Below are 21,316 nucleotides of genomic sequence, written 5' to 3' on the forward strand. Positions count from 1 at the left end.
CTATGAATTCAAAATCCTCTTTTTGCTTTTTTGTTTTAATCAGTTTTTTCTGTTTTACTTATGCTATTGTTGGGCAATCCATTTTAGAATCTTGGACTCCTCCAACTTACCAATCTTCTTCATATTCTGAATTTTATGGAAATGTATACTTTGCCAATTCAGTCGACGAATGGGAATCTAAAGTTCATGAAGTTTTGTATTTGTCGATGGGGGAGTGGGAAGAAAATGCAAATCGAATCATTGAGCAAATACTTTCAGAAGAAAAAGGAGAAGACAGTTTTGTTTCTAACGAAGGATATCTTGATGAAAGAAGGAGGTCTCTCGTTTCAGAAATTTCGGTTTTCTATTCTGCATGGGAAAGGGACTTGCTTGATGATTATTTTGACAATCGAAATGTTTTTTTAGAGAAATTAGAAACTGGTAAAATAGATGTTTTGTATTTCACTCGAATTGGACAGGAGGCCTTGTATGAGGATTTTACATCTGAAGAACGTAAGATTGCAGAAAACAGAAATCAAATTTTAGAATCTGCAAAAGAGTGGGAGTTTCAATGGGATCAAACCAGGCAAGAAGGTTTGGATTCTTTTGCAAATTCAATATCACAACTTGAAAACGATTACCAATCGTATGTCCAATCTTTGGCCAATACAGAAAACCAGTTTTCCGAAAATCTAAATGCAATTAATTCATATAAGGATACGGTTAAAGTAGCTTTACGCGAAATTGTCTCGGAACTAAAAACAGGTTTGGATGCCTCTTGTTCTGTCTCCTCAGGTTGCCAATATAAAAATTATGATGGCACCTATAACGAAGCCGGTAGGTTATTTTCGAAGTTTATTGGGGATCTTTCTATTCAGTTAAACCAGCCTGATATTGATCCAGATTCAATTTTAACATCCATATCGACGCAAATGAAAGATTTTTTATCTGATGAATCAAGTAAGGCATTTTCAGAATATACTATTTTTAAAGACCAAATTTATACATACCAAACTGGATTTCAAATTCAGCTAACCCAATCAAAATCAAATTTTGATTTGGCAGGAGCTGAATGGAGGCTTCGCAATCAAACTTACCATGATCTTTCATCGGCATATACATACGAAAACTGGTTAACTGGTGGAGGTGGTGAAGTAGGATATTTTTTCAATGTTTATGATCTTGAGATGAGAGGAATCTTTCAATCGATTCATCATTCTGATACTGATCGTTTGGTATCAATTATTAATCAGCGGTTAGGTGAAGGAAGACGAGTGCAATCCTTGGTGGCAGCTAATTTGTATACGGATGCATATCATTTTATTAATAATCAAAAAATTGGAGATTTTTACGTTCCTTTTGATCAGTCAACATACACACGTGGAAATTTGTTATTAGATGGAAAAACTAAATATGGATACTGGACTGCCGATCGTTATCTAACAATTCTTACGCCAGGAACTGTAAGTTTCCAAATGGGTGCTGTCGGTTATTCTATTATTTATGAAATGTATGATGAAAATTCCTCTCAATCTTCTTTGTATTGGAAAGATAATTATTCTCAGTTAGATGGACAATCGAACTATTTTCAGAAAAGTTTGTTACCTGCTGTTTCGCATTGGGAATCAAAAGTAAAAGATTATTCTAATCGTTACGAGGAATGGAAAGAAAATAAAAACAATCTTCTTCTGGAGGCGACTGCAAAATTAGAAGTCAATCGTTCGGAAATTGAACGTTCAAAGGAAACATGGTTAAAAAGTTTAGAAGAGGAGAAACATACCGGATTAAAATCTTGGGCAGAGTTATACGAAGCAGGTGAATTAAAAGCAAATCCTGCACCCTCTATTTCAGCATGGACACCAAATCTTAAAAAAGAAGAATTCTCTGTATCGAATTTACTGGAATATCAAACCTTAGCAGATTTTGGAGAATCAACAGAGGGAATCCAAATTGGAGGGAATGGGTTATTACAAGAATTTCATAAAACCATTACAGGTGTGGGTCAATATGGTTCTCTCTTGCAAATGAATCGTGATTTAGAACAAATTCAAAGTTCAGAACAAAAAAAACTAATTAACCAAATGGCTTATTCTATTCAATGGGAATTGTTAGGTGGGCGTGAGTTGACAAAAGAAGAAAGAATTTTACTTGGCAGCTATGAAACTACGCAACTGACCGAAGCAGAACAAAATCGGTTTGGCTCCTGTTATGAAAATCCAAATGCTGATATATGCAAAAACTTATTAAAGAAAGATTATGATGTGGCGATCGACGGCAAAAATGGTATCCTTACACTAAAGAAAGAAATTTATAATGGTTTATTGGCTGGTAAAAATGCAGAAGGTCAATACAATGCAGGGAAAACAGAAGAAATTCGTCAGATTCAGTTAAGTTCCATAGGGAAAATTAATGTTCCCAATGGGAATAGTTTTTTTACTCCATGGAATGAAGATGATTGGGCAACACTCTTTCAAAAGAAAGCAGATACTGCACAATCGTTTTTAACAAACTCACTTCAGAGAGACAAACAATCCATTCACTCAAATATTAATTCTATTCAAGAAAAAGATAATCGAAATAAGGATTTATTTTTAGCAAGAAAGGAAAGTCAAGAAAATCTAGAATCTTTGGTCCAGGAGTTAGCAGTTGCTTATTTGACTGGAGGTATTGGGGGTGTGAAGGCATCTCTAAAAGGAAAACTTGATTCTGCAATCAATAGTGAATTAGCAAAGGCCTGGATCGCAGCAACAGGTGGAAGTGAAGCTGATATTCAAACCGCAACAATGTTGATTGATTTTATGAGAGGACGTATCGACGCTAAAAAAATTCAATCTAGAAACCAATTTGTATCTTTAAAAAATCCCATACAAGCAATTGAATCCATTGCTGCAAAAACAATTACTTCTAGCTTAAACGTTTTGGATCAAGTTACCTTAGGCCAATCTACAATGATTTTAAATGCGTCTTTAGCTCCCCATGTAGGGATGTTTAAAAATTTAATTGGGGAAAGACAATATAACAAAATTAACGATCAAATGACAGGCCCAGAAAAAAGACTTCAGGAAATTAAAGAAAACGAGCAGAGGTTAGTTCAAAATGGGGTTTCGATGGCAATATCACAAAGTACGGGTATACCAGTCGATGCCATCTCAAAAATGTTAGGTGATAAATACAATCAAATCAAAGCAAAACAAGCGAATAAAGCGATGGCAAAAAATCCCATTATGGATATTGGATCGCAAATGGTTGGTGCCCTTGGAGGGATTGTGAAGACTGCTGTTGTTGCATTTGGTACTCGGGAAGATGAAATCCTATCCATCATGGAAGATACAAATGGAATTTTGAATGCGGGGAGTTTAAATCAAAATGCTTCCACAAGTACAAGTTTTGGTTATACTTTGCAAGCTTTTGGTATGCAAGCGAGTTGGACAAAATACCAAAGTCAGTATCTGAATTTACGAGATTCAAAGGCAGTTGTGGAGGAACTTGGGAAAAAAGCACTCGCCAAAGAATTAGCAAAATCGATGGGGGTTGATGAGAATACCATCAGCCAAATCGTTGGTTCCACTTATTCTTCTTATCAAAAACAAAAATCAGATAAAAAAGCAAGATCGAATGCGGTTAGACAAACGGTTGTCAATGCAGCATCATTAGCAATTACCTTCGGGGCCAGTGGTATGTTAACGGGTGTTAATTCTATGCTTTCATCTATCGGAAAGGCAATCAGCACTATCTCTAATGGATTATTACCTGCGACAACACAAATAGGGCAAGCTGTGGCATCCACATTAGTACAGACCATCGCGGGTAGCCATGAAGGTCCCAAGGGAGCATTGGCAGGATTCGCCAATGGTGTGTTAGGAGGAATATCTCAAGGGATGGGTAAAATTCAGTCTGGATATTTTAAGGGGATGGTTCCTGGAGTAGGTGTTACTTATTCAGATAAAAATGGTTGGGGAGGATCTTTAGGCATTGGAAATGCGATTAGTAATGTAAGTTTGAGTTTTTCTGAAAATGGAAATACCTCCTTACAAGCTTCTAAGTCACTAGGGGGAGGGGTGCAATTTGCCGCAGATGTGACAACAAACGGTGCTGCTAACATTGGATTTAATTATAATCCTACTGGAAAAGGAACTAGGACAGACTGGAATTATTCTATGATGTATGATCTTAATGGAGGTGGGTTTAGTGGTAGTATTGGGTATACAGATCCCATTTCGAAATTAGGTTTGAAATCTTCGATTGATAAAAATGGAATTTCCGCCTCATCTGAGTTACAAGGGGTAACTTTAGGAACTAATTCTGAAGATGGATTTGAAATGTCAGAAATGAATTTTGCCGAACAGAATATCAATGCTGCCCAGGATGTTAGCGATTCCGGTGATGGGGCAACTGTATTGTTACAAGATAATGATTCTGATCCATTTACTGACTTTGCAACGGCAGCAGGTACTATGGGAACTTTATTATTAAGCGGAATTGGTTTAGGATTAGGTTTAAGAAATCGTTTTGGTGGTGGTCTTAGTAATTCTATTGCTGTTGGTTCTGATTCTGGATCTTTGTCCATCGGAGCTTCTTCGGGAAATTCTGTATTAGGAAATTTAACAAATCCATTGAAGAGTGGGATCCTTCGATTTGGGGAGATTGTATCAAAATTTGCTGATGGATTTACCATAGAAAAAAATACCAATCACAAGAAGAATCTTAGTTCAGATGAGAAACAAAAAACGCAGAGCGAACAGATAAAAAAGATCGAAGCCAGTATTATTGATGATTATTCCAAAGATAGTCGTATCGATACGGAAAAAAAACTTTATGAACTACGTAAAGCTGGAGCAGATACAACAGAAATAGAAGCAAAGTTAAAAAAACTAAGGGGAGATAAAGATGTTCCAATTCCCGCCAAGGTTGAAAAAGAACTAAAGGAATACATTCGATTGCGAGAAGGTAGTTCATTGTATCCACTCAACCCAGAAGCGACGACCTTAGTTTCTTCAACAGAGGCACTGGCACGAATTAATTTGAATCATGATACCAAAAAAGAAACCAATGCAGCCTATTTAAAACGATTGGGAAAAGAAATTTCAGAAGCTTCCCAAAATGTAGATCTCTCTACGAAAGAACTTGTCACCGAACATGCCGTGAATGTGGCAAAGTTATTAGGGAAATCTCTGAAAGGGAAAATTTCTTATGACCAATATAAAATCATCGATGGAAAAAAAGATGTATCAGCAGTAAATCCTGTAGATGCAAATGGATTTCGCGCCGTGGATGGACTTGATTGCATTCGCTTTATCGGAGCGGTTTTAAATGCTTCCGGAATAACAACTAATGGAAGTTTTGCGAACTTAAACACCGAACTGTACCAAATGCCAGATGAAATGAAAAATATGGATTTAGAATATGACAATCGAAATGCACATTATAACGGAGTGGAATACTTTCGCCAAGCATCTAACTTTATGACATTGGTTTCCGATCGTATTACCACAAGCCAGGATTTGGCAAACCACAAAACCAATTTTCAGGCTAAAGAACTGAGTGTGGGACTGATTGGAATCACTCGGGCAAATGAAAATTTACCTGATAGTAAGATTTCAGCAGTAAAATCAGACCATGTGTACATAATTACAGACAAACGATTTAATCAGGAGCTAGGGATTTTTGAGTATCAAATTGCAGAATCTCGGGGTGGAAAAGGAATTGATAATCGGTGGATAAGATCAGAGACAAAGCAAGTATTATCGCAAAAGATCGAAGAAGAATTGAAAAAGAGTAAGTTATCTAAAAAGGCGATGCAGGAACGAATTAAATTATTACTCGCTTCCTCTGAGCATTCAGACTACCTCAATAGATCGGAATTCTATGAACTAAAACCTCAGGTTAGGGTAGGAACTAATAATGAAACTTAAGTTTATTGTTTTTACTTTGATCCTGACCATTAATATGGATTGTAAAGAAAATAAAGTGTCAGTCAATGAAGATACAAATCCATTTTATATGGAAATCAATGAAGGCTGCCCATCTACATCCGAAAAGTATCTAAATATGAAGGATGAAACGTGCCTTACTAAAAAAGAATTGTTATTATGCTATAACATGTTTCAGAAAGTGCAAGCATCGCAAATTGAACAAATATTTTCTAATACTAAATGGTCGATTTCGGAACAAGATTCAAAACATGTTTTGGTAGATGAACTAGGTAAGGTTACCATTTTAGAAGGAGGACCATCTAAAATGGAGGATGAATACCAAATAATCGGTCAAGGTAGATTTTTTAGAGAAAAAGGTACTTGGATGTATAAACATTCCTGTCAAACAGGGAAATGCGAAAATTTAACCTTTCCAATTGAATACATAAGCTGCGATTCAATGTTTCATGCTAGTGACGAGAGATATCATCTATCAATTACAATTGGTAATAGATATTATGATTTCCTAAAGGAAAATAAGGATTCAAAACATCTTTCTATCGAATTTAACGGAACCGTAAAACCTCAAATCCGCAACGGTTTCGAACTCTACTTAGTGCCTCCTCCTAAATAAATCAGCGTATCCTAAAAGGGTCCCTGCGCCAGCGATTGAAGCGAAAATCCTTTCGCTTGGCGAAAGATTGTAGCGGAAAGCGCGGTCGAGTGGACAAGTGAGTTCCTGAGCACCAAACCAGTGCGAGGCGCCCAGACTTCTATACTTTCCATACATACACAAAATCGGTTCGGTCTGCCCAAGGAAGTTCGAATTCTATTTTGCGTAATTTGATTTCGCCAGCACGAAGGTATTCGCGGATGTCTCTGTCGCGAAAGATGGTTTCGCTAAAGGAAATTTCTCCTGAATTGGTGACGGATTGTAGTTTTGCGGTATAGTTGACTGTGTTTCCAAAGTAATCAATGTTACTGTTGAGGTTCACCGCCAAACAATTCCCAGCATGGATTGAAATTCGTATTCGTACGGGCGTATGTTTGTTTTCGGGGTGAAACCATTCTTGCATTTCTTTAGCAGCCTTTAGCGCTTGTAAGGGGGAAGAGAAACTGGCCATAACGGCATCGCCGATGGTTTTGACAACAACGCCACGAAAGTTTTGAATGATTTGGTTGGTTTTGATAAAGTGTTCGCGCACTTGTAAAAAAGCACCATGGTCACCTTCTGATTCGTAAAACTTTGTAGAACCAACTATATCAGTGAATAGAATCGTTTTGATGCCTATGTCGAGTTGTAGGTTTGTGGCGATGGCTTCTTCTGAAAATAAGTCTCGGAATTCCTGGTAATCAAAAATTTCCGATGGTCTTAGGCTTGTTTGGTCTTCACTCCTTTCCTCCAATACAATCGTAATATCATCTTCTGATTCGTTTTCAAAAACAAGGTTTGGTTTAGGTGAAACTTTGATTTCTTCTTCTTTTGTTTCAGGTAACCACAAAATATCCGTTTGTTGGTTGTTTGGTTTGATATCCACTAAACGATATTTTTTTTCTCCTTTTTTTCTGAGTCGAAAGATTCCTGAACCAATCAGCAAATTGGAAGAGAATGATTTTTTCCCCCCGATTTTTTTCGTAAGGAGTATATGTTGTTTTGTTGCAGGCTCTGCTGCACAATACATTTGTTTTTCGATGATTCGGATTCCTGGATGTAAATGAAAAGTTACTTCTATCGAATTGACACCTGTTGTATCAAAATCAATTTCGCAAACTTCGCATTGGTCTTTGGAGGGGATGTCACTGAGGCGAGAAAGGGAAGTCCTTGCGCCACGGCAATGTGGACATACAATGTCCCAACTGAGAGTAAACAACCCAAGTCGACAGCCATGTAAAAACAGAAATAAAACTTCGTCGGGATCTAAGTTTAAATTTCGACTCACTTCTTTTATGCGAATTCTGTAAAGTTCATTGTCTGATGCTGATTTGATCCAATCAAAAATTGAAGTCACCGTATCTTTTGAAATTCCCAGTTGAATCAATCTGTCTTTTTCTTGGTCTAATTTTTCCTGGTGAATCCATTGGGCATCAGGGACAAAAGAAGTTTCTTTTCCCAGTTTTGTGGTTTTCTGGTGTTTTCCTTTTTTAATTTCTTCAGCAATTTCATTTAGAGATTTGCGAAAATCTTCACCCATTTTTGGCATCACTACTTCTAAAAGTTTCCGCATGAAAAAATTTCTTGGGATCCAGCCAAAGTAAACATATACTCTGCTTCTCGATTCACCTAAGGGCTCTAAAAATATTTTTCCTCTAATGTAGTGTCCAAAACCTTTGGTGTAAATTCTTGCATGAAAGATTTCTTTGAGGTATTCCCATTCCCAAGGGACTTCTTCCCATTCAAATGAAAAACCTGCCACTTTGGTTTTCCCGATTAGTTTTCCATCGACTTCTTTATAATCAAATCGTGGCATTCCCATTCTTTTGTTTAGAGAAGAGGTGTCGATGAGGTGAGGCCACATTTCTTCTCTGGTAACGGGAAGGTCTATTTCCCAGAGATAGTCCATTGGTTTCGCAAGTGATTTCCATTTGTCTTCCCAGGGATATTTTTGAAGTAAAGATTGTAAATCGATCATAGTGGTTTTAGGATGAGAGTTGCCTTTCCTCCATTTCCTTTGACTGTTAATTCACCTTCTGTTTCAGAAATTTTTTCTGCATTAGAAAGTACAATTTGTACACCATTGGGGTAAACGAATCTGGGAACCTTGATGATGCAAGGTTCATTAACCGAAAGATCCGATAACCATTCAAAATGAAATTCTCTGTTTTCTAAATTATATTTCATTCTGATCGGGGTACCTTGGATGGAAGCTGCATACGGGCGACAGAATCCTTCGATCGCACGTCCCCCACCTCCATAAACATCAGGATCGGATCCTGGGATGATTTGGTCTTTGGAAAAAATACTGAGGTCTTCTTGGTTCCAACCATCGCCTACCATTAAATCGTTTTCATTCGATGCAGTGTAGTTCCAAAGAGTATTGGATAAAAATAGTTGGTCCATTGCATTGTACATTGCATCGAGGGCCATCACGTGGCGTTTCCAAATTTTGGGCGAACGGTTTCCCTTTTTCCATTCTCTGTATGCTTTCCCACCTTGTAGGTCAAAGGGAATTCCAAACTCTCCAATGAGACTTGGGATTTTTCCTGGAACAGAGTCGGCAGTGTTTTTAATTCTTGTTAACTGGCGTACATACATTGCCTCAATACCTGACTTACCGAATACAGGACGTTTTGTGAGGGTATCAATTGCAATTGGATATAAAAACGTTTTGAATAAAAGGGTAAGGATATCATACCAATGGGCAGCGTTTACGGCAAGTTTGGGAACTTCTCCATTGAGATGAGGATGGGTGAATGCATCTGATGCTTCTCTTTCGATAAAAACCATCCAGTCGTTTCGAATCTCTTGGATGGTTTCGCCAACAGTGCGCATAAAAGGTATTAGGTAATCTGCATCAAAGTCGATATCACGCCCATTTACCTTTTGGAAAAAATCATTTTTTTCGATAAAGGGAGTGCCGTCTTTGGTGATGGTGTATGCTCCCTCTAGTTGAAAAGGATCACCAGGAGAGTCTGGCAACCAAATAGAAACTTGATTCTCATTTACAGTAACTGTTTTTGTTGGAACAAATCCACCTTTCCAAACTTTTAAGGTGAGGTATGGTAAATCAATGGAATGTCCATGAGAAGAAAACAATGCATCAATGGGAGACCAACCAAGACCAGGTTTTGATGGATCTTCCTCTGTATTTTTTAAACCGCGATCATTCATGGCCCGACCAATGAAACCTTTGCCTGGTTCGTTTAAAGAATCAAAACCCAAAACAAAGTCAAAACCTTTGACTCGTTCTGCAATTTGTTTCATACAACCTAAGTAGTGACCTTGTAAATAATCTTGAACATTTTTACCGTTGATAAAAAAGTTCGGTGCGAAATCTCTTCCACCAAAAAATAAAGTCCAAAGAATTCCATTTCCAGCATAACGGTAGTTTTGTGACCAGCACATGGTAGGATAATTATCTTCCTGACGAATCCCTGGGTTTGTGTAGTCGTATGCTCTTTGCATGACTAGGCTTGCATCGGCTTCCGAAAGTTTGCGGTAATCAATGCCGAGTTTTTTGAAGATCCAACCAGGGGCACCATCACCTCCCGTCATCCGGGACCAAACATCTTGGTGAAAATCAATAAATACATAAAATCCATATTCGCCAGCTAAACGAACGATCTCTGTAAAATAATCTAAGTAATCTTGATCATACTCGTTAGGACCTTTGTGTTCCACTGCTTCCCAAGTGGTTAACAATCGAAGTGCATTAAACCCCCATCGTTTGAGTCTTGTAAAGTGAATCTCTGCTTCAGAAAGAGGAAAGGGCCTTCCTATAAAACTAACATCTTTGTGGTCAGAAAAATCGGACGGAAACTGTGTCCCACCATTTGGATAAGGAACTTTGGTGTCTCCACCTAAATTGACTCCGCGCAAAATAACTTTTCTGCCATTTGCATCTACAAACCATTCGCCTTGGGGTGAGAGTTTTTTTGGTGCCATCGATTTAACCTTCTATCTTCGAATCAATTGTCTTTTTTTCAGACTCGACATAGAGGTTGAGATAGCCGAGTAAAAAGTAAAATACAATTAGAACTTCATCATCTTGAAAATAACATTGTAAAAGTCCAGAAAAGAAAAATCCGACAAGCCCATATGTCATGAACCTTATTTGTTTAGGTATGTTCCCATTTAATAAGGTAAATAGAATGATCCCAAATAACATAAGATAAAGGATTCCCTGTGGCCCACCAAAGACGGCAGTTAAGTGAAAGTAATCATTATGAGCATGTCCTCTTTGTGTGACCTCATAAAAAAAACTGAGTTCCTTGTTTTCTTTTTCTTTTTCTTTTCTTGAGATTTCGATTTCTTTTTGGTAGTTACCAGATCCAATTCCGAAGATAGGATTTTTTTCGATTAAAGGAAATGTGGAATCCCAAATAAAAGTTCTTCCTGAGTCAGTATGTTTTTCTCCACCAAACAATGGATCTACCACTCTTTTGACTGCACTTGTGGTTTTGTAGCCTACAAAAACAAAAACCAAAATCAAAAGGATAAAAACCCCAATGCGTTTTAACATTTTTTTAGATATATCTTTATCGACAAAAACAAGAATATAGATTCCAAAAATTGTACTAACCAAAGCTCCTAGAAGAGATGATCTTGCATTATTAAATAAAAAAACGATAGATACTAACAAAAGCAAAACGGCGTTTGTCGAAATTTTGGATATAGATTCTTTTTTATACCAAGATTCATATAAACGAAAAACAAACCCAGGGAAAATAAAGGCGAGTAGTCCACCGAAGGTAAGATGGGTATTCATTAATCCAATCGGAAGATAAATATTAATGTTCGTAATTTTGCCATAATGGTGTTGGTAAGGCCAAGATGCTGAAGTTTTGTATAAATCTGAAATTAATCTGGATAACCTGGTCATCGAGAATATGGACACAAATCCTGTGAAAACAATCACTAGGGCAAAAATAAAAAATGTTTTATATAAGTATTTTCTGTCTTCTGGTTTGATCCCTTGAACGGACACAAAGGCAGTGACAAGGAAAATGTCTTTCATTTCATCACGAAACGCGTGTTTGATGGAAAGAAAATCGAAACCTGATCCAGCGAAATGATACAAAACGGTTACAATTTGCCAGGCGTAAAATAGGAAGAGAATTTTTACCAAAGGACTTTTGAATTTTGGTTTTTCGGGAAGAAAGAGGAAAAAAACAAATGAGAGGAGTAAGAAAAGTTGGCTTAATGAAACGGAAAGGGCGCAGGAAATGATGGACAAGGCGAGAAAAGCACGATAGATTCGGTAAAACATAACTTTGGATGAGACTAATGCTTTTCTCCAATTTGTAAAGAGGTAACAGTTGCGAGTCTTATATTTTTCCGATACTTTTTTGCCAAAAACCGACGGAGTCGCAGTTTCCATTAAGAATTTTTCTGAACTTTTAGCTTTGCGTGGTCATGAGTTTTGTATTTGTGCGCCCAAATATGGGGATGGGGACTTTGATCGGATGACAGACAAAATCCAGGTGGTCCGATTTCGCTCTGGATATCTCCCCAGTTACCCAGATATCAAAGTGGTTTTGCCCTCGCCAGGCAAAATCAAACGGGTCATCGAAGACTTTAAACCAGATCTCATTCACATTCATACACCAGGCCTTCTCGGGTTATATGCTGTCAATGCCGCAGAACGTTTTGGAATTCCCACCATAGGGACCTATCACACTTTGATGGCCGAGCAGGAAATGTATGTTTCTTTTTACCGTTTGTTTAAACTGGATAAACTCTTTTTTAAGGCCAATAAGTTTAAGAAAAAACTAAATATAGACGAATTGGACAAAATTGTAAAATTTGATAACTTCAATATTCGCAAAAAAATCATTCTAAAAATTTGTAACGATATTTATAACAGATGTGATGTGGTGATTTCTCCAAGCCATCTCATCAAAGAACAACTCATTGAATATGGAATCACTCGTCCGATCACTGTAGTTTCCAACGGTATGGATTTGAAAAGATTTCAAGGGAAACCAAAAATTTATTCTAGTGGTGAGGCTCCTAAGTTTTTGCACGTAGGCAGAATTTCTTATGAAAAAAATTGCGATGTAGTTCTCAATGCATTTAAAACCATTCATGAATATTTTCCAGAGGCTACACTCACAATCATTGGAGAAGGTCCAGCCATTCCATCCTTACAAAGACAAGCAGAACATTTAGGGATTCAAGATGCTGTCAGTTTTAAAGGATTTATTCCCAACGCTGTGTTACATGAAGAGTATCCAAAGTATGATGTATTTTTAACGGCTTCAACTATGGAAACACAAGGACTTGTTGTGTTGGAGGCAATCGCTTGTGGACTTCCTGCTGTTGGTGTGGATGCTTTTGCATTACCAGAACTCATACGACACGGTGAAAACGGATACATTGCTAAGTCTTTTGATGCAAAAGGAATTGCACAAGGGGCACTAGAAATGATTCGAAATCCAGATGAATATGCTAAGTTCTCAAAAAATTCCATTCAAATTGCATCAGGACATGAAATGGAAAAATGTGTGGATGCGATGGAAGAAGTATATTCTAAAGTGATAGAAGCAATGAAAGGTAAGGTTAAAAAATCAAATATCTTCGATTTGTTTTTTGATTTTATGCAATGACAAATGAAATTTCTTGGGAGATACGGACTTTACTTACGGTTATAGCTATATTATTAACTTTTTATGCCTATATTCCGTATATTAAAGGAATTCGAATCGGAACAATTCAACCGCATGTTTTTTCCTGGATCATTTGGGGAGCCACCACCTTCATCGTGTTTTTTGCACAGGTAGCTGGACACGGTGGAGTGGGCAGTATCCCCATTGGTGTATCTGGAATCATTACCGTTTTTGTAGCATTTTTTGTTTATCACAAACGATCTGATATACAGATCACAAAATCAGATTGGTTTTTCTTTGGATTGGCCCTTTCCAGTTTGCCATTTTGGTTTTATTTTTCCGATCCTTTGGCTGCAGTTTTAATTTTAACTCTTGCTGACATTTTAGGTTTTATTCCGACCTTTCGTAAGGGATACATATACCCTAATTCTGAACCGTTAGGGTTTTATCTTATCTTTTTATTTCGAAACTTCTTAGCGATGGTTGCTTTAGCGGAATGGAATACTACCACATTGTTATTTCCTGGTTCTGCTGCCATAGCTTGTGTAGTTTTTGTGGTGATGGTAAAGATAAGGAAAAAGAAAATTGAGTCTATTCTCGATTCACAACCGGATAAAATACCACTGATTTAAGCATTCTACCTTCTTCTGTATCCTCATAAACAACTTCAGCTTGTTTGGCACGGGCTGGTAAATACATTTGCACAGCTTCCACAATTTCGTACGCACTCAGTGTATAATCTAATGCTTTGATCGCAAGTTCTAGACTGAGAAACCTTTCTTGAGTTATGGTTTTTGTTTCAGTTTTTTTTGTTATGATGAGCCATTTGTATAACCTTGCTGATCGATTGGTGTCTAATAAATTTCCAATATCCAGTTTCATTAAAGGAAGGATGGCGGGTGTTTGAGTGAATCTAACTTCGATTCCTCTTGCTTGGGCTTCATTGAGTCTTAAAGACAGCTGTTTATCAAACAATTCATCATCTATGTATTCGATTCGATCACAAGTGGAATACACTGTGTTACATAAATTTCCATAATTTTTATGGAAGAAAAAAACTTGTAACACTTTACCAGTTGTGGGATGGTAAAGGACTTTTGCATTGTAATGCCCCATCCTACCAAATTTTACGACCGAACGAATACGTTTGTAAAAATTGTAACCGAGACCAAACAAATCTTTGATGATTGGGACATCTGTAACTCCCAAACCTCTCGTTGCGATGTAAAATGGTTCTAAACTTACATGGCCATCACGTTTTGCAATTTCACGTAAGTATTCTGTGAGATCATCCATTTTGGATTCACTAAAAGTAAGTGGGTGATCTAATAAATCTACAACTACCTTACCACTGTTTTTTCCTAGTTCTAACCAAACTTCATCTAGGTAGGTTCCATCTTCGGTATAGGATATCTTTTTGCAATACAAGTCCTGGCATTTGATTTGTTCTTCATAATCGGCCTTGTTGGGTGAAGGGAGAAATACAGGTTTGAATTCCGAAGAAAATTCTTCTGACCAAACTTGGGAAGAATGTAAAAGTAAGAGTAAAAAAAGAGATAAGGAAAAAATTACGATATTTTTTCGAGATAACATCGAAACCTCCAAGACTTACCGAATGCCGATAAACCTAAATTACCAAAGTGTATTTACATTTTGAATGAGTCGAATTCGTCTAACAACATCAAGTGGGTCAATGAGTTCCATACAGGCATGGTCTCCACGCCAACATTTGGTATTTCCATAAATTGAACAAGGGCGACAAGGTAGATCCACTTGTAAAACACCAGAATCTTCTTGGGCAAAGGGACCAAAACCAGAGAGCGGGTGTGTGGTTCCATAGATTCCGATCACCGGTTTTTTGAGAAGGGCAGCGATATGAACGTTGGAACTATCCATCCCTATCATAACATCTAATCTATCCATAATCCCAAGTTCCCCACGGATTCCTAAATTTCCACCTTGGACAATATGAGCACGTGAATGTCCATTCCGAAGGATTTCTAGTTCTTTTGCCTCATCCTTCCCGCCAAACAGAAATACGTTGCAATCTGGAAATTCATCGAGTAAAACTTCCACTAGGCGTTTGCATTTTTCGAAACTCCATTCTTTGAGTTCGTGTCCTGCAAATGGTGCAAATCCAAACCATTGTCCTTCTTTTTTATCTATCCCAATGGATTTAAAAAAATCCCTGGCATACACTTTGGATTCTCCATCCACATTGAGCCATGGGCCTTTTCGAATGGGTGCATCAAATCCTGCTTTGCGAAAAACATTTAAATAACGTTCTACGGTATGTGGGAGTTGATTTAATTTTTTATTATAACGTCTTGTTTGTGCTAACTTTTCCCGGCGACCTTTGATGATTTTAGAATAAGGGACACCTTGGCTTCGAAACAAAAAAGCAATGAACCTGGAACGGACAGAACCATGTAAATCAATCACATGGCCGAATGGACCCAGTTTGGCGATATCACGATACATCCGCCAAAGACCTAAAATCCCCTTGTATTTTTTTAGATTAATTCCTAAAACATTAAGATTTGGGATATTATAGAAAAATGGTGCAAAGTTTCCTCTTGTAACAACTGTCAGCTGAATATTGGAATATTTGGCTGCAATGGCAATGAGAGCAGGGGTCATCAAAGCCACATCTCCCATCGCCGAAAATCGTAACACTAAGAGGTTTGTCATTTTTGATTCTTATACAATGACGGATTTAAATTCTGATCATTGTACATCTTCATCTGACGATAAACTTTTACTCTTTTGATTCCTTGTGAGTAGTCCGAAAAAAGTTCGTCCAAACATTTTTTGAGATCTTCTCTTTGGTCTAGGAGAATATCTAGTTTTGCTTGGCACTTGGCAATATGTTCTTTTGAGGCAGATGCATCTTTTCTGGAAACTTGTTCTTCCATATGGTAGATCTTGAGTTCCAAAATACTCATTCGATCGAGTAACCAAGCTGGTGATTCTGAGTTTAGTTTTGCATCTGGTTTGGGAGTGACGGAACGAAACATCTCAATGACAAAGTCGTCAAGTTTTTCTACCATATCGGTTCTGTCTTGGTTGAGTTTGTCGATCTTGCGTTTGAGAGCCACTACTTCTTCCAAAGCAATGTCCGGCCTTCGGATTTCATCTTCAATATGCCATTGGATGGTATCAATATGGTTCTTTTGGTAGAGAGTGGATTCGAGACTCCCTTCTGGGTAAGGGTTTGGATGAGGGGCTTCTTTTTTATGCCAATCCAGAACGGATTCCTGGAAAATTGAGACGGCTTTTATGGCTTCCAATGCTTTCATAACGTACTGCAATTCATGATTTAATATGGTTTTTGGCGTTCAATCTAAATATTTCCCAAGTTTTTCGCTTTCTTTTGCCACCTTTTTTCGTTTTTTACAGTAGATGTGCTTAGTTGTGATCGCATATAGGGTCCATCCAGATTACCCTCTTGTCATTGTTTCCAACAGGGATGAGTTTTTTGAAAGACCTACGGAATCCCTTCACTTGTGGGACACGAGTCCAAAAATCATTGCAGGAAAAGATTTAAAAGCAGGGGGCACTTGGCTTGGTGCAAGTACTTCTCGTAAGGTTTCCTTTCTTACCAATGTCAGAAATTTTCGAAAGCCTCTGCATCCCCATCCAAAATCAAGAGGCAAACTTGTATTAGATTTTTTATTATCACCCAAGGATCTTTCTTCTCGAAATTATCGGGCAGAAGTTTTCTCCAATGCCAGTGAGTTTGAAGGTTTTAATTTATTTGTATATGATGGCAAGGAAGCGCACTATGTGGGTGGTGATCCCTTACATGAATTGGAATTGGAACCAGGTTTTCATGCAGTCAGTAATGCAAGTTGGAATACAGTCTGGCCCAAAACGGCAAAACTAAAGGCGAACGTGAAACAGGTGTTTGATTCCATTCCCATGAATGACAATTGGATTTCTCATGCCACGTTAGAGTTCTTTCGGTTACTTTCTGATGCTGAAATTGTAAAAGAAGACTCTCGCCTCCCCGACACAGGAATTGGTTTGGAACGGGAAAGATATTTATCTTCCATTCGTATTCGTGTTCCTGGTTACGGAACCCGCGCTTCTACAATTTTGTTTTATGGTAAAAACGGAGTGGAGATTGTGGAAAGAACCTTCCCCGATCCGCTTTCTAATGAATATTCGGAACGGAGAGAGGTTTTAGCGTTTAGCGAGAGTTAATCTTCTAATCGGAAGTTTGTCATTGGGAAAGCTGAAGTGATTTCTTTCACACCTGCTTTTACTTTGGATTCCCAAGTAGAATCACCAAAATGATCTAGATAATCACAGATTAGATTTCCTACGGCTTCCATTTCTTTTTCTTTTAGACCACGAGTGGTAAGAGCAGGTGTTCCGAGTCGAATCCCAGAAGCCACAGCCGGTGGATTTTTATCAAAAGGAATGGCGTTTTTATTGACCGTCACTCCCACATGATCCAGCCCATTGGCAGCATCATTTCCTGTGAGACCTTTGACAGATACATCAAGAAGAACAATATGATTGTCTGTTCCACCAGACACCACACGAAAACCACGTTTTTGGAATGTATCAGCTAGGACTTTTGCATTCTTTACGACTTGTTTGATATAAGTTTTGTAATCTGGTTGAAGTGCTTCCCCAAAGGCAACGGCTTTCGCTGCAATCACGTGCATCAGTGGTCCGCCTTGAATTCCGGGAAACACTCTTGAGTTTAAAATCTTTTCATGTTCAGAAGAGGAAAGGATGAGTCCTCCTCTTGGTCCACGTAAAGTTTTATGAGTGGTTGTTGTGACAAAATCACAAACACCAATCGGACTTGGGTGTTCTCCCGCAACTACAAGACCTGAGATATGCGCAATATCGGCCATAATTTTGGCACCAATGCCATTTGCAATTTCTCTGAATTTATTAAAATCAATGGTTCTTGGGTAAGCGGAAGCACCCACAACAATTAGTTTTGGTTTGTGTTCTTTCGCAAGTTTTGCCACTTCATCGTAGTTGATGGTTTCTGTTTTTTCATCCACACCGTAAGGGATTGGTTTAAAATACTTTCCACTGATGTTTACAGCACTACCATGTGTTAGGTGACCACCGTGGGCCAAATTCATCCCAAGGAAACTGTCCCCTGGTTCGAGAGTTGCAAGAAATACTGCCATGTTCGCCTGTGCACCGCTATGTGGTTGCACATTCGCATATTCTGCACCGAACATTTTTTTTGCCCGTTCGATGGCGAGTTGTTCTATCTTGTCTGCGTTTTCGCAGCCGTTGTAGTAACGTTTTCCAGGATACCCTTCCGCATACTTATTTGTTAGAGTGGAGTGATAAGCTTCGAGCACAGGACGAGAAACAAAGTTTTCACTAGCAATCATTTCTAGGGAATGTTCTTGGCGTTCGTCTTCTTTTTTTAATGCGGCGTAAACTTCTGGATCTTGTTTTTCTAAATAACTCATGTTGGAATTTCTCTATGAAGTGTGTATTCTGGATTTTGGTATTTCTTCTTGCGAATAGATTCAGATTCTTGGAGCACGTGTTTCCGAAAAGTAGAAAAGTCGGAGCCAAAGAAGGAAATTTTTGAAAAATCCTCAGGTTCTTTTTCTCCTAAATAAGAAAAAACTTCTCGAACGAGATCTTTTGCCCAAATCTTCTCCGAAAAAAAATCGGGAAGGGAGGTAAGAAATTCCTTATGGCTTCTTTCTTTGCGATAGTCGGGTTCTTCGGGAGGGTGGTGTAGGACTTCTGCCACTCGTTCAATTAACTGATCTTCTAAAATAAGTGTCCCATGTTGGACAATACAATTCCGTTTTCGAAACTGAGCGTTTCCTGAAATCTTTTTAAAGATTCCATTTTTTTCCAAAACCAAATCGGATTTACCCTTAGGAAAACATTGGATGTTTTGTCTTCCCAAAGATTTTGCCACAATCCCAAGGAGGATATCATAGGAATCTTTAACAGGAAAAAGATCTTTCCTTTCATCCAAATTAAAATAGAGAGAATAATTGATGTTTCCAGAAAGTGAGTGAAAGACAGTTCCCCCACCAGAAGCTCGTCTTGCAATATAACAAAAATTAGGTTCTGGTTTTTTGAAAAAACCAACATTTCGGGCCATGGTTTCGTATTTTGTCACCACTTCTTCTTTGATGTTCCGAAATGGATTTTCCGAAAGGCCTAAAATGATAGAATCTGGATTTTTCCAAAGTCTGACCCCTGCCATAATTCCTTCGGAAACTAATTTTAGCGCAATGGCTTCTTCAATCGCCAAATTATAGTAAGGCGATCTAGGGGGAATTTCTGGAAAATAGAATACTTTGTTGGAATTCACTCGTTAAAATATTTCTGAGAGGCTTCGTTTAAAAACTTTCGTTCGCTTCGAGAAAGGGAATCCATTCCATTTTTGGAAATTTTTTCGAGAAGTTCATCCACTTTGGTTTTTGCATTTTCCCTTTTTGCCATTTCTTCCTGGTACCGCATAAACCTACGTTTTTGTAAGTAACGAGAGAGAGACCAAGTCGGAAGGTTTCCCACTTTCTTTTTCCAGCCAGTGTAAACCTTCATTAAGAATAAACCTCCAATGGCTCCCCCTAAATGAGCAAAATGGGCCACTCTCTCCCCTTGTGCAAAAAGCACCATTAGCATGACAATCAAAACAAAGTATTTGGCTCTCATCGGAAAGATCAAAAAAACAAGAAGTTCGCGGTTTGGCCAAGTCATCGCATAGGCCACGAGTAATCCATAGATACTCGCACTTGCCCCTACCACAAGTCCTTGCGGAATGCCAAAAAAATGGGCAACGACGGTTCCCACCCCACCTAAAAAGGCAGTGAAAAGATAGAATTTTAAAAAGGCACGTTCCCCCCAAATTTCCGCAAGTTCTGAACCAAACATCCAAAGGCTCAGCATATTGAAAAGGATGTGTAAAAAACTCCCGTGGAGGAAGGCATAACTGAGGAGCTGCCAGACCCAACCTGTAAAGACCAGTTCCGGGGTAAGGCCGAAATAAAGTTCTAGAATGGGTGAATGGAAAGCCAGTTTCGTTATCATCTGCAGAAGGAATAAAACTGCGTTGATGATGATGAGAGTGCGTACAACGGGAACCATGGGGGGTCCAAATCGGAGTTCATATCCTGGGTAACGAGAGGCCATAAATTCAAGGTCGCAAATCTTGAGTGACAAGGAAAGTCGATTTCCTAGCATCGAGGAAGTGATTGTGCAACTCTACGGAGTCCGCGGCTCCATTGCGAGTCCCCTCCGAAACCAAGACTACCGCAAAAAAATTATCGATATTCTGGACCTCTATCGGCAATCGGGGGCTGGTGTTTCGGCCGATGAATTCTGGCAAGACCTCCCGTACCATCTTAAATTTGTCACAGGATCTGACACGACTTGTGTTTCTGTCACCGATGATGACGGAGAAATTTTTATTCTGGATATGGGAACTGGGCTTCGGAATTTAGGAGATGAACTTGTCTCCGATTATCTTTCCAACAAATTAAAAAGGACAGTCTCTTTCTTTATCACGCACACCCACTGGGATCATATCCAAGGACTACCTTTTTTTAAACCCATTTACTTCCCTGACTTCCTACTGAATTTTTATTCCCCTTACTCCGACCTAGAATCTCGTTTGCAAAAACAACAAGAACCTGAGTTTTTTCCAGTTCCTTTGGATGGAACGGGATCAGCGAAAGATTTCAAACTCTTCTTTCCAGGCGATGTTTTAGAATTTGGATCTGGCATGAAGGTGGAATGTTATCCGTTAAAACATCCGGGAGGATCTTTTGCGTATAAGTTTACCGATAGAGCTGGTAAAATTTTTATTTTTGCTACGGATGCGGAATTTACAGGAGCAGATATGGATTTAATCCATGAATGTCATCCGTTCTTTGCAGATGCTGATTTACTTATTTTAGATACCCAATATACCTTAGATGAATCTTTTTCCAAGTTCGATTGGGGTCATACTGCTTATACAATGTCCGTGAACTGTGCAACATCCTGGCGGGTAAAAAACTTAGTACTCACCCATCATGAACCAAGTTATTCAGATGAAAAAATTTACGAAATATATAATGATGCCAAGCTCCACAAAGAACAGTTAGGCGAAAAAAAATTAAAAATTCATTTAGCAAGGGAAGGGTTACGCTTCCACCTATAATACC

At 38.4% G+C, this 21,316-nt stretch carries 15 protein-coding genes; 6 read left to right on the forward strand and 9 right to left on the reverse strand.

All coding sequences use genetic code 11. From position 1 onward, the window contains the following. Nucleotides 1–2 precede the first annotated feature (2 nt). Nucleotides 3–5,891 (forward strand): TIGR04388 family protein, encoded by a 5,889-nt coding sequence (locus EHR01_RS00475; protein WP_135692539.1) that lies wholly within the window; start codon nt 3–5, stop codon nt 5,889–5,891. Continuing rightward, entirely contained in the window at nt 5,881–6,525 is a 645-nt protein-coding gene (locus tag EHR01_RS00480) for a hypothetical protein (RefSeq protein WP_135692541.1), read from the forward strand. Before EHR01_RS00475 ends, EHR01_RS00480 begins: the two co-directional genes overlap by 11 nt. 139 nt (nt 6,526–6,664) lie before the next feature. On the opposite strand, the gene EHR01_RS00485 is transcribed toward EHR01_RS00480, so the two are convergent. Genes EHR01_RS00485 through EHR01_RS00495 form a run of 3 tightly spaced genes read right to left on the reverse strand, consistent with a single transcriptional unit; the run spans nt 6,665 to nt 11,818 of the window. After that, nucleotides 6,665–8,521 carry an adenylate/guanylate cyclase domain-containing protein gene (locus EHR01_RS00485; protein WP_135692542.1) on the reverse strand — a complete coding sequence of 619 codons (1,857 nt, stop codon included), beginning with the start codon at nt 8,519–8,521 and terminating at the stop codon, nt 6,665–6,667. Further along, nucleotides 8,518–10,494: a glycoside hydrolase family 5 protein gene (locus tag EHR01_RS00490; RefSeq protein WP_135692543.1), complete on the reverse strand. Its 1,977-nt coding sequence runs from the start codon at nt 10,492–10,494 to the stop codon at nt 8,518–8,520. Before EHR01_RS00490 ends, EHR01_RS00485 begins: the two co-directional genes overlap by 4 nt. A gap of 4 nt (nt 10,495–10,498) precedes the next feature. Continuing rightward, a complete protein-coding gene (locus tag EHR01_RS00495; RefSeq protein ID WP_135692545.1) occupies nt 10,499–11,818 on the reverse strand; it encodes an O-antigen ligase family protein in 1,320 nt (439 codons plus the stop codon). A 49-nt stretch (nt 11,819–11,867) separates the two neighbouring features. Between EHR01_RS00495 and EHR01_RS00500 the strand changes: the two genes are divergently transcribed. Further along, a complete protein-coding gene (locus EHR01_RS00500) occupies nt 11,868–13,157 on the forward strand; it encodes a glycosyltransferase (protein ID WP_135692547.1) in 1,290 nt (429 codons plus the stop codon). Next, entirely contained in the window at nt 13,154–13,789 is a 636-nt protein-coding gene (locus EHR01_RS00505) for a hypothetical protein (protein WP_135692549.1), read from the forward strand. The genes EHR01_RS00500 and EHR01_RS00505 overlap by 4 nt, the downstream gene beginning before the upstream one ends. Here the strand turns inward: EHR01_RS00505 and EHR01_RS00510 are convergent. The 3 genes from EHR01_RS00510 to EHR01_RS00520 are packed head-to-tail and all read right to left on the reverse strand — an operon-like array spanning nt 13,749 to nt 16,456. Beyond that, the gene (locus tag EHR01_RS00510; protein ID WP_135692551.1) at nt 13,749–14,750 is read right to left on the reverse strand and encodes a hypothetical protein; all 1,002 of its coding nucleotides are present in this window, start codon (nt 14,748–14,750) and stop codon (nt 13,749–13,751) included. The two genes, EHR01_RS00505 and EHR01_RS00510, sit on opposite strands and share 41 nt — an antisense overlap. A gap of 39 nt (nt 14,751–14,789) precedes the next feature. Next, on the reverse strand, nt 14,790–15,848 hold the full coding sequence (locus EHR01_RS00515; protein WP_135692553.1) for a glycosyltransferase family 9 protein: 1,059 nt from the start codon (nt 15,846–15,848) through the stop codon (nt 14,790–14,792). After that, the gene (locus EHR01_RS00520) at nt 15,845–16,456 is read right to left on the reverse strand and encodes a DUF4254 domain-containing protein (RefSeq protein ID WP_135692555.1); all 612 of its coding nucleotides are present in this window, start codon (nt 16,454–16,456) and stop codon (nt 15,845–15,847) included. The genes EHR01_RS00515 and EHR01_RS00520 overlap by 4 nt, the downstream gene beginning before the upstream one ends. A 115-nt stretch (nt 16,457–16,571) precedes the next feature. Here EHR01_RS00520 and EHR01_RS00525 point away from each other — a divergent pair, with 115 nt between their 5' ends. Beyond that, entirely contained in the window at nt 16,572–17,363 is a 792-nt protein-coding gene (locus tag EHR01_RS00525) for an NRDE family protein (protein WP_135692556.1), read from the forward strand. Here EHR01_RS00525 and glyA read toward each other — a convergent pair. Genes glyA through EHR01_RS00540 form a run of 3 tightly spaced genes read right to left on the reverse strand, consistent with a single transcriptional unit; the run spans nt 17,360 to nt 20,300 of the window. Continuing rightward, entirely contained in the window at nt 17,360–18,610 is a 1,251-nt protein-coding gene (glyA, locus tag EHR01_RS00530) for a serine hydroxymethyltransferase (RefSeq protein ID WP_135692559.1), read from the reverse strand. The two genes, EHR01_RS00525 and glyA, sit on opposite strands and share 4 nt — an antisense overlap. Then, nucleotides 18,607–19,479, reverse strand: a complete 873-nt coding sequence (locus tag EHR01_RS00535) for a lipoate--protein ligase family protein (RefSeq protein WP_135692561.1) — start codon at nt 19,477–19,479, stop codon at nt 18,607–18,609. Before EHR01_RS00535 ends, glyA begins: the two co-directional genes overlap by 4 nt. Continuing rightward, nucleotides 19,476–20,300: a rhomboid family intramembrane serine protease gene (locus EHR01_RS00540; RefSeq protein ID WP_135693860.1), complete on the reverse strand. Its 825-nt coding sequence runs from the start codon at nt 20,298–20,300 to the stop codon at nt 19,476–19,478. The genes EHR01_RS00535 and EHR01_RS00540 overlap by 4 nt, the downstream gene beginning before the upstream one ends. 58 nt (nt 20,301–20,358) lie before the next feature. Between EHR01_RS00540 and EHR01_RS00545 the strand changes: the two genes are divergently transcribed. After that, nucleotides 20,359–21,312: an MBL fold metallo-hydrolase gene (locus EHR01_RS00545; RefSeq protein WP_208721732.1), complete on the forward strand. Its 954-nt coding sequence runs from the start codon at nt 20,359–20,361 to the stop codon at nt 21,310–21,312. Nucleotides 21,313–21,316 lie beyond the last annotated feature (4 nt).

This window comes from Leptospira mtsangambouensis (genome assembly GCF_004770475.1).
In the GTDB taxonomy this organism is placed as follows: domain Bacteria; phylum Spirochaetota; class Leptospiria; order Leptospirales; family Leptospiraceae; genus Leptospira_A; species Leptospira_A mtsangambouensis.

Bases quoted from the DNA above. Each gene is read 5' to 3' on its own strand.
- EHR01_RS00495 (WP_135692545.1), bottom strand. From the start codon at position 11,818: ATGTTTTACCGAATCTATCGTGCTTTTCTCGCCTTGTCCATCATTTCC.
- EHR01_RS00515 (WP_135692553.1), bottom strand. From the start codon at position 15,848: ATGACAAACCTCTTAGTGTTACGATTTTCGGCGATGGGAGATGTGGCT.
- EHR01_RS00540 (WP_135693860.1), bottom strand. From the start codon at position 20,300: ATGGCCTCTCGTTACCCAGGATATGAACTCCGATTTGGACCCCCCATG.
- EHR01_RS00480 (WP_135692541.1), top strand. From the start codon at position 5,881: ATGAAACTTAAGTTTATTGTTTTTACTTTGATCCTGACCATTAATATG.
- EHR01_RS00490 (WP_135692543.1), bottom strand. From the start codon at position 10,494: ATGGCACCAAAAAAACTCTCACCCCAAGGCGAATGGTTTGTAGATGCA.
- EHR01_RS00505 (WP_135692549.1), top strand. From the start codon at position 13,154: ATGACAAATGAAATTTCTTGGGAGATACGGACTTTACTTACGGTTATA.
- EHR01_RS00475 (WP_135692539.1), top strand. From the start codon at position 3: ATGAATTCAAAATCCTCTTTTTGCTTTTTTGTTTTAATCAGTTTTTTC.
- EHR01_RS00520 (WP_135692555.1), bottom strand. From the start codon at position 16,456: ATGAAAGCATTGGAAGCCATAAAAGCCGTCTCAATTTTCCAGGAATCC.
- EHR01_RS00485 (WP_135692542.1), bottom strand. From the start codon at position 8,521: ATGATCGATTTACAATCTTTACTTCAAAAATATCCCTGGGAAGACAAA.
- glyA (WP_135692559.1), bottom strand. From the start codon at position 18,610: ATGAGTTATTTAGAAAAACAAGATCCAGAAGTTTACGCCGCATTAAAA.
- EHR01_RS00510 (WP_135692551.1), bottom strand. From the start codon at position 14,750: ATGTTATCTCGAAAAAATATCGTAATTTTTTCCTTATCTCTTTTTTTA.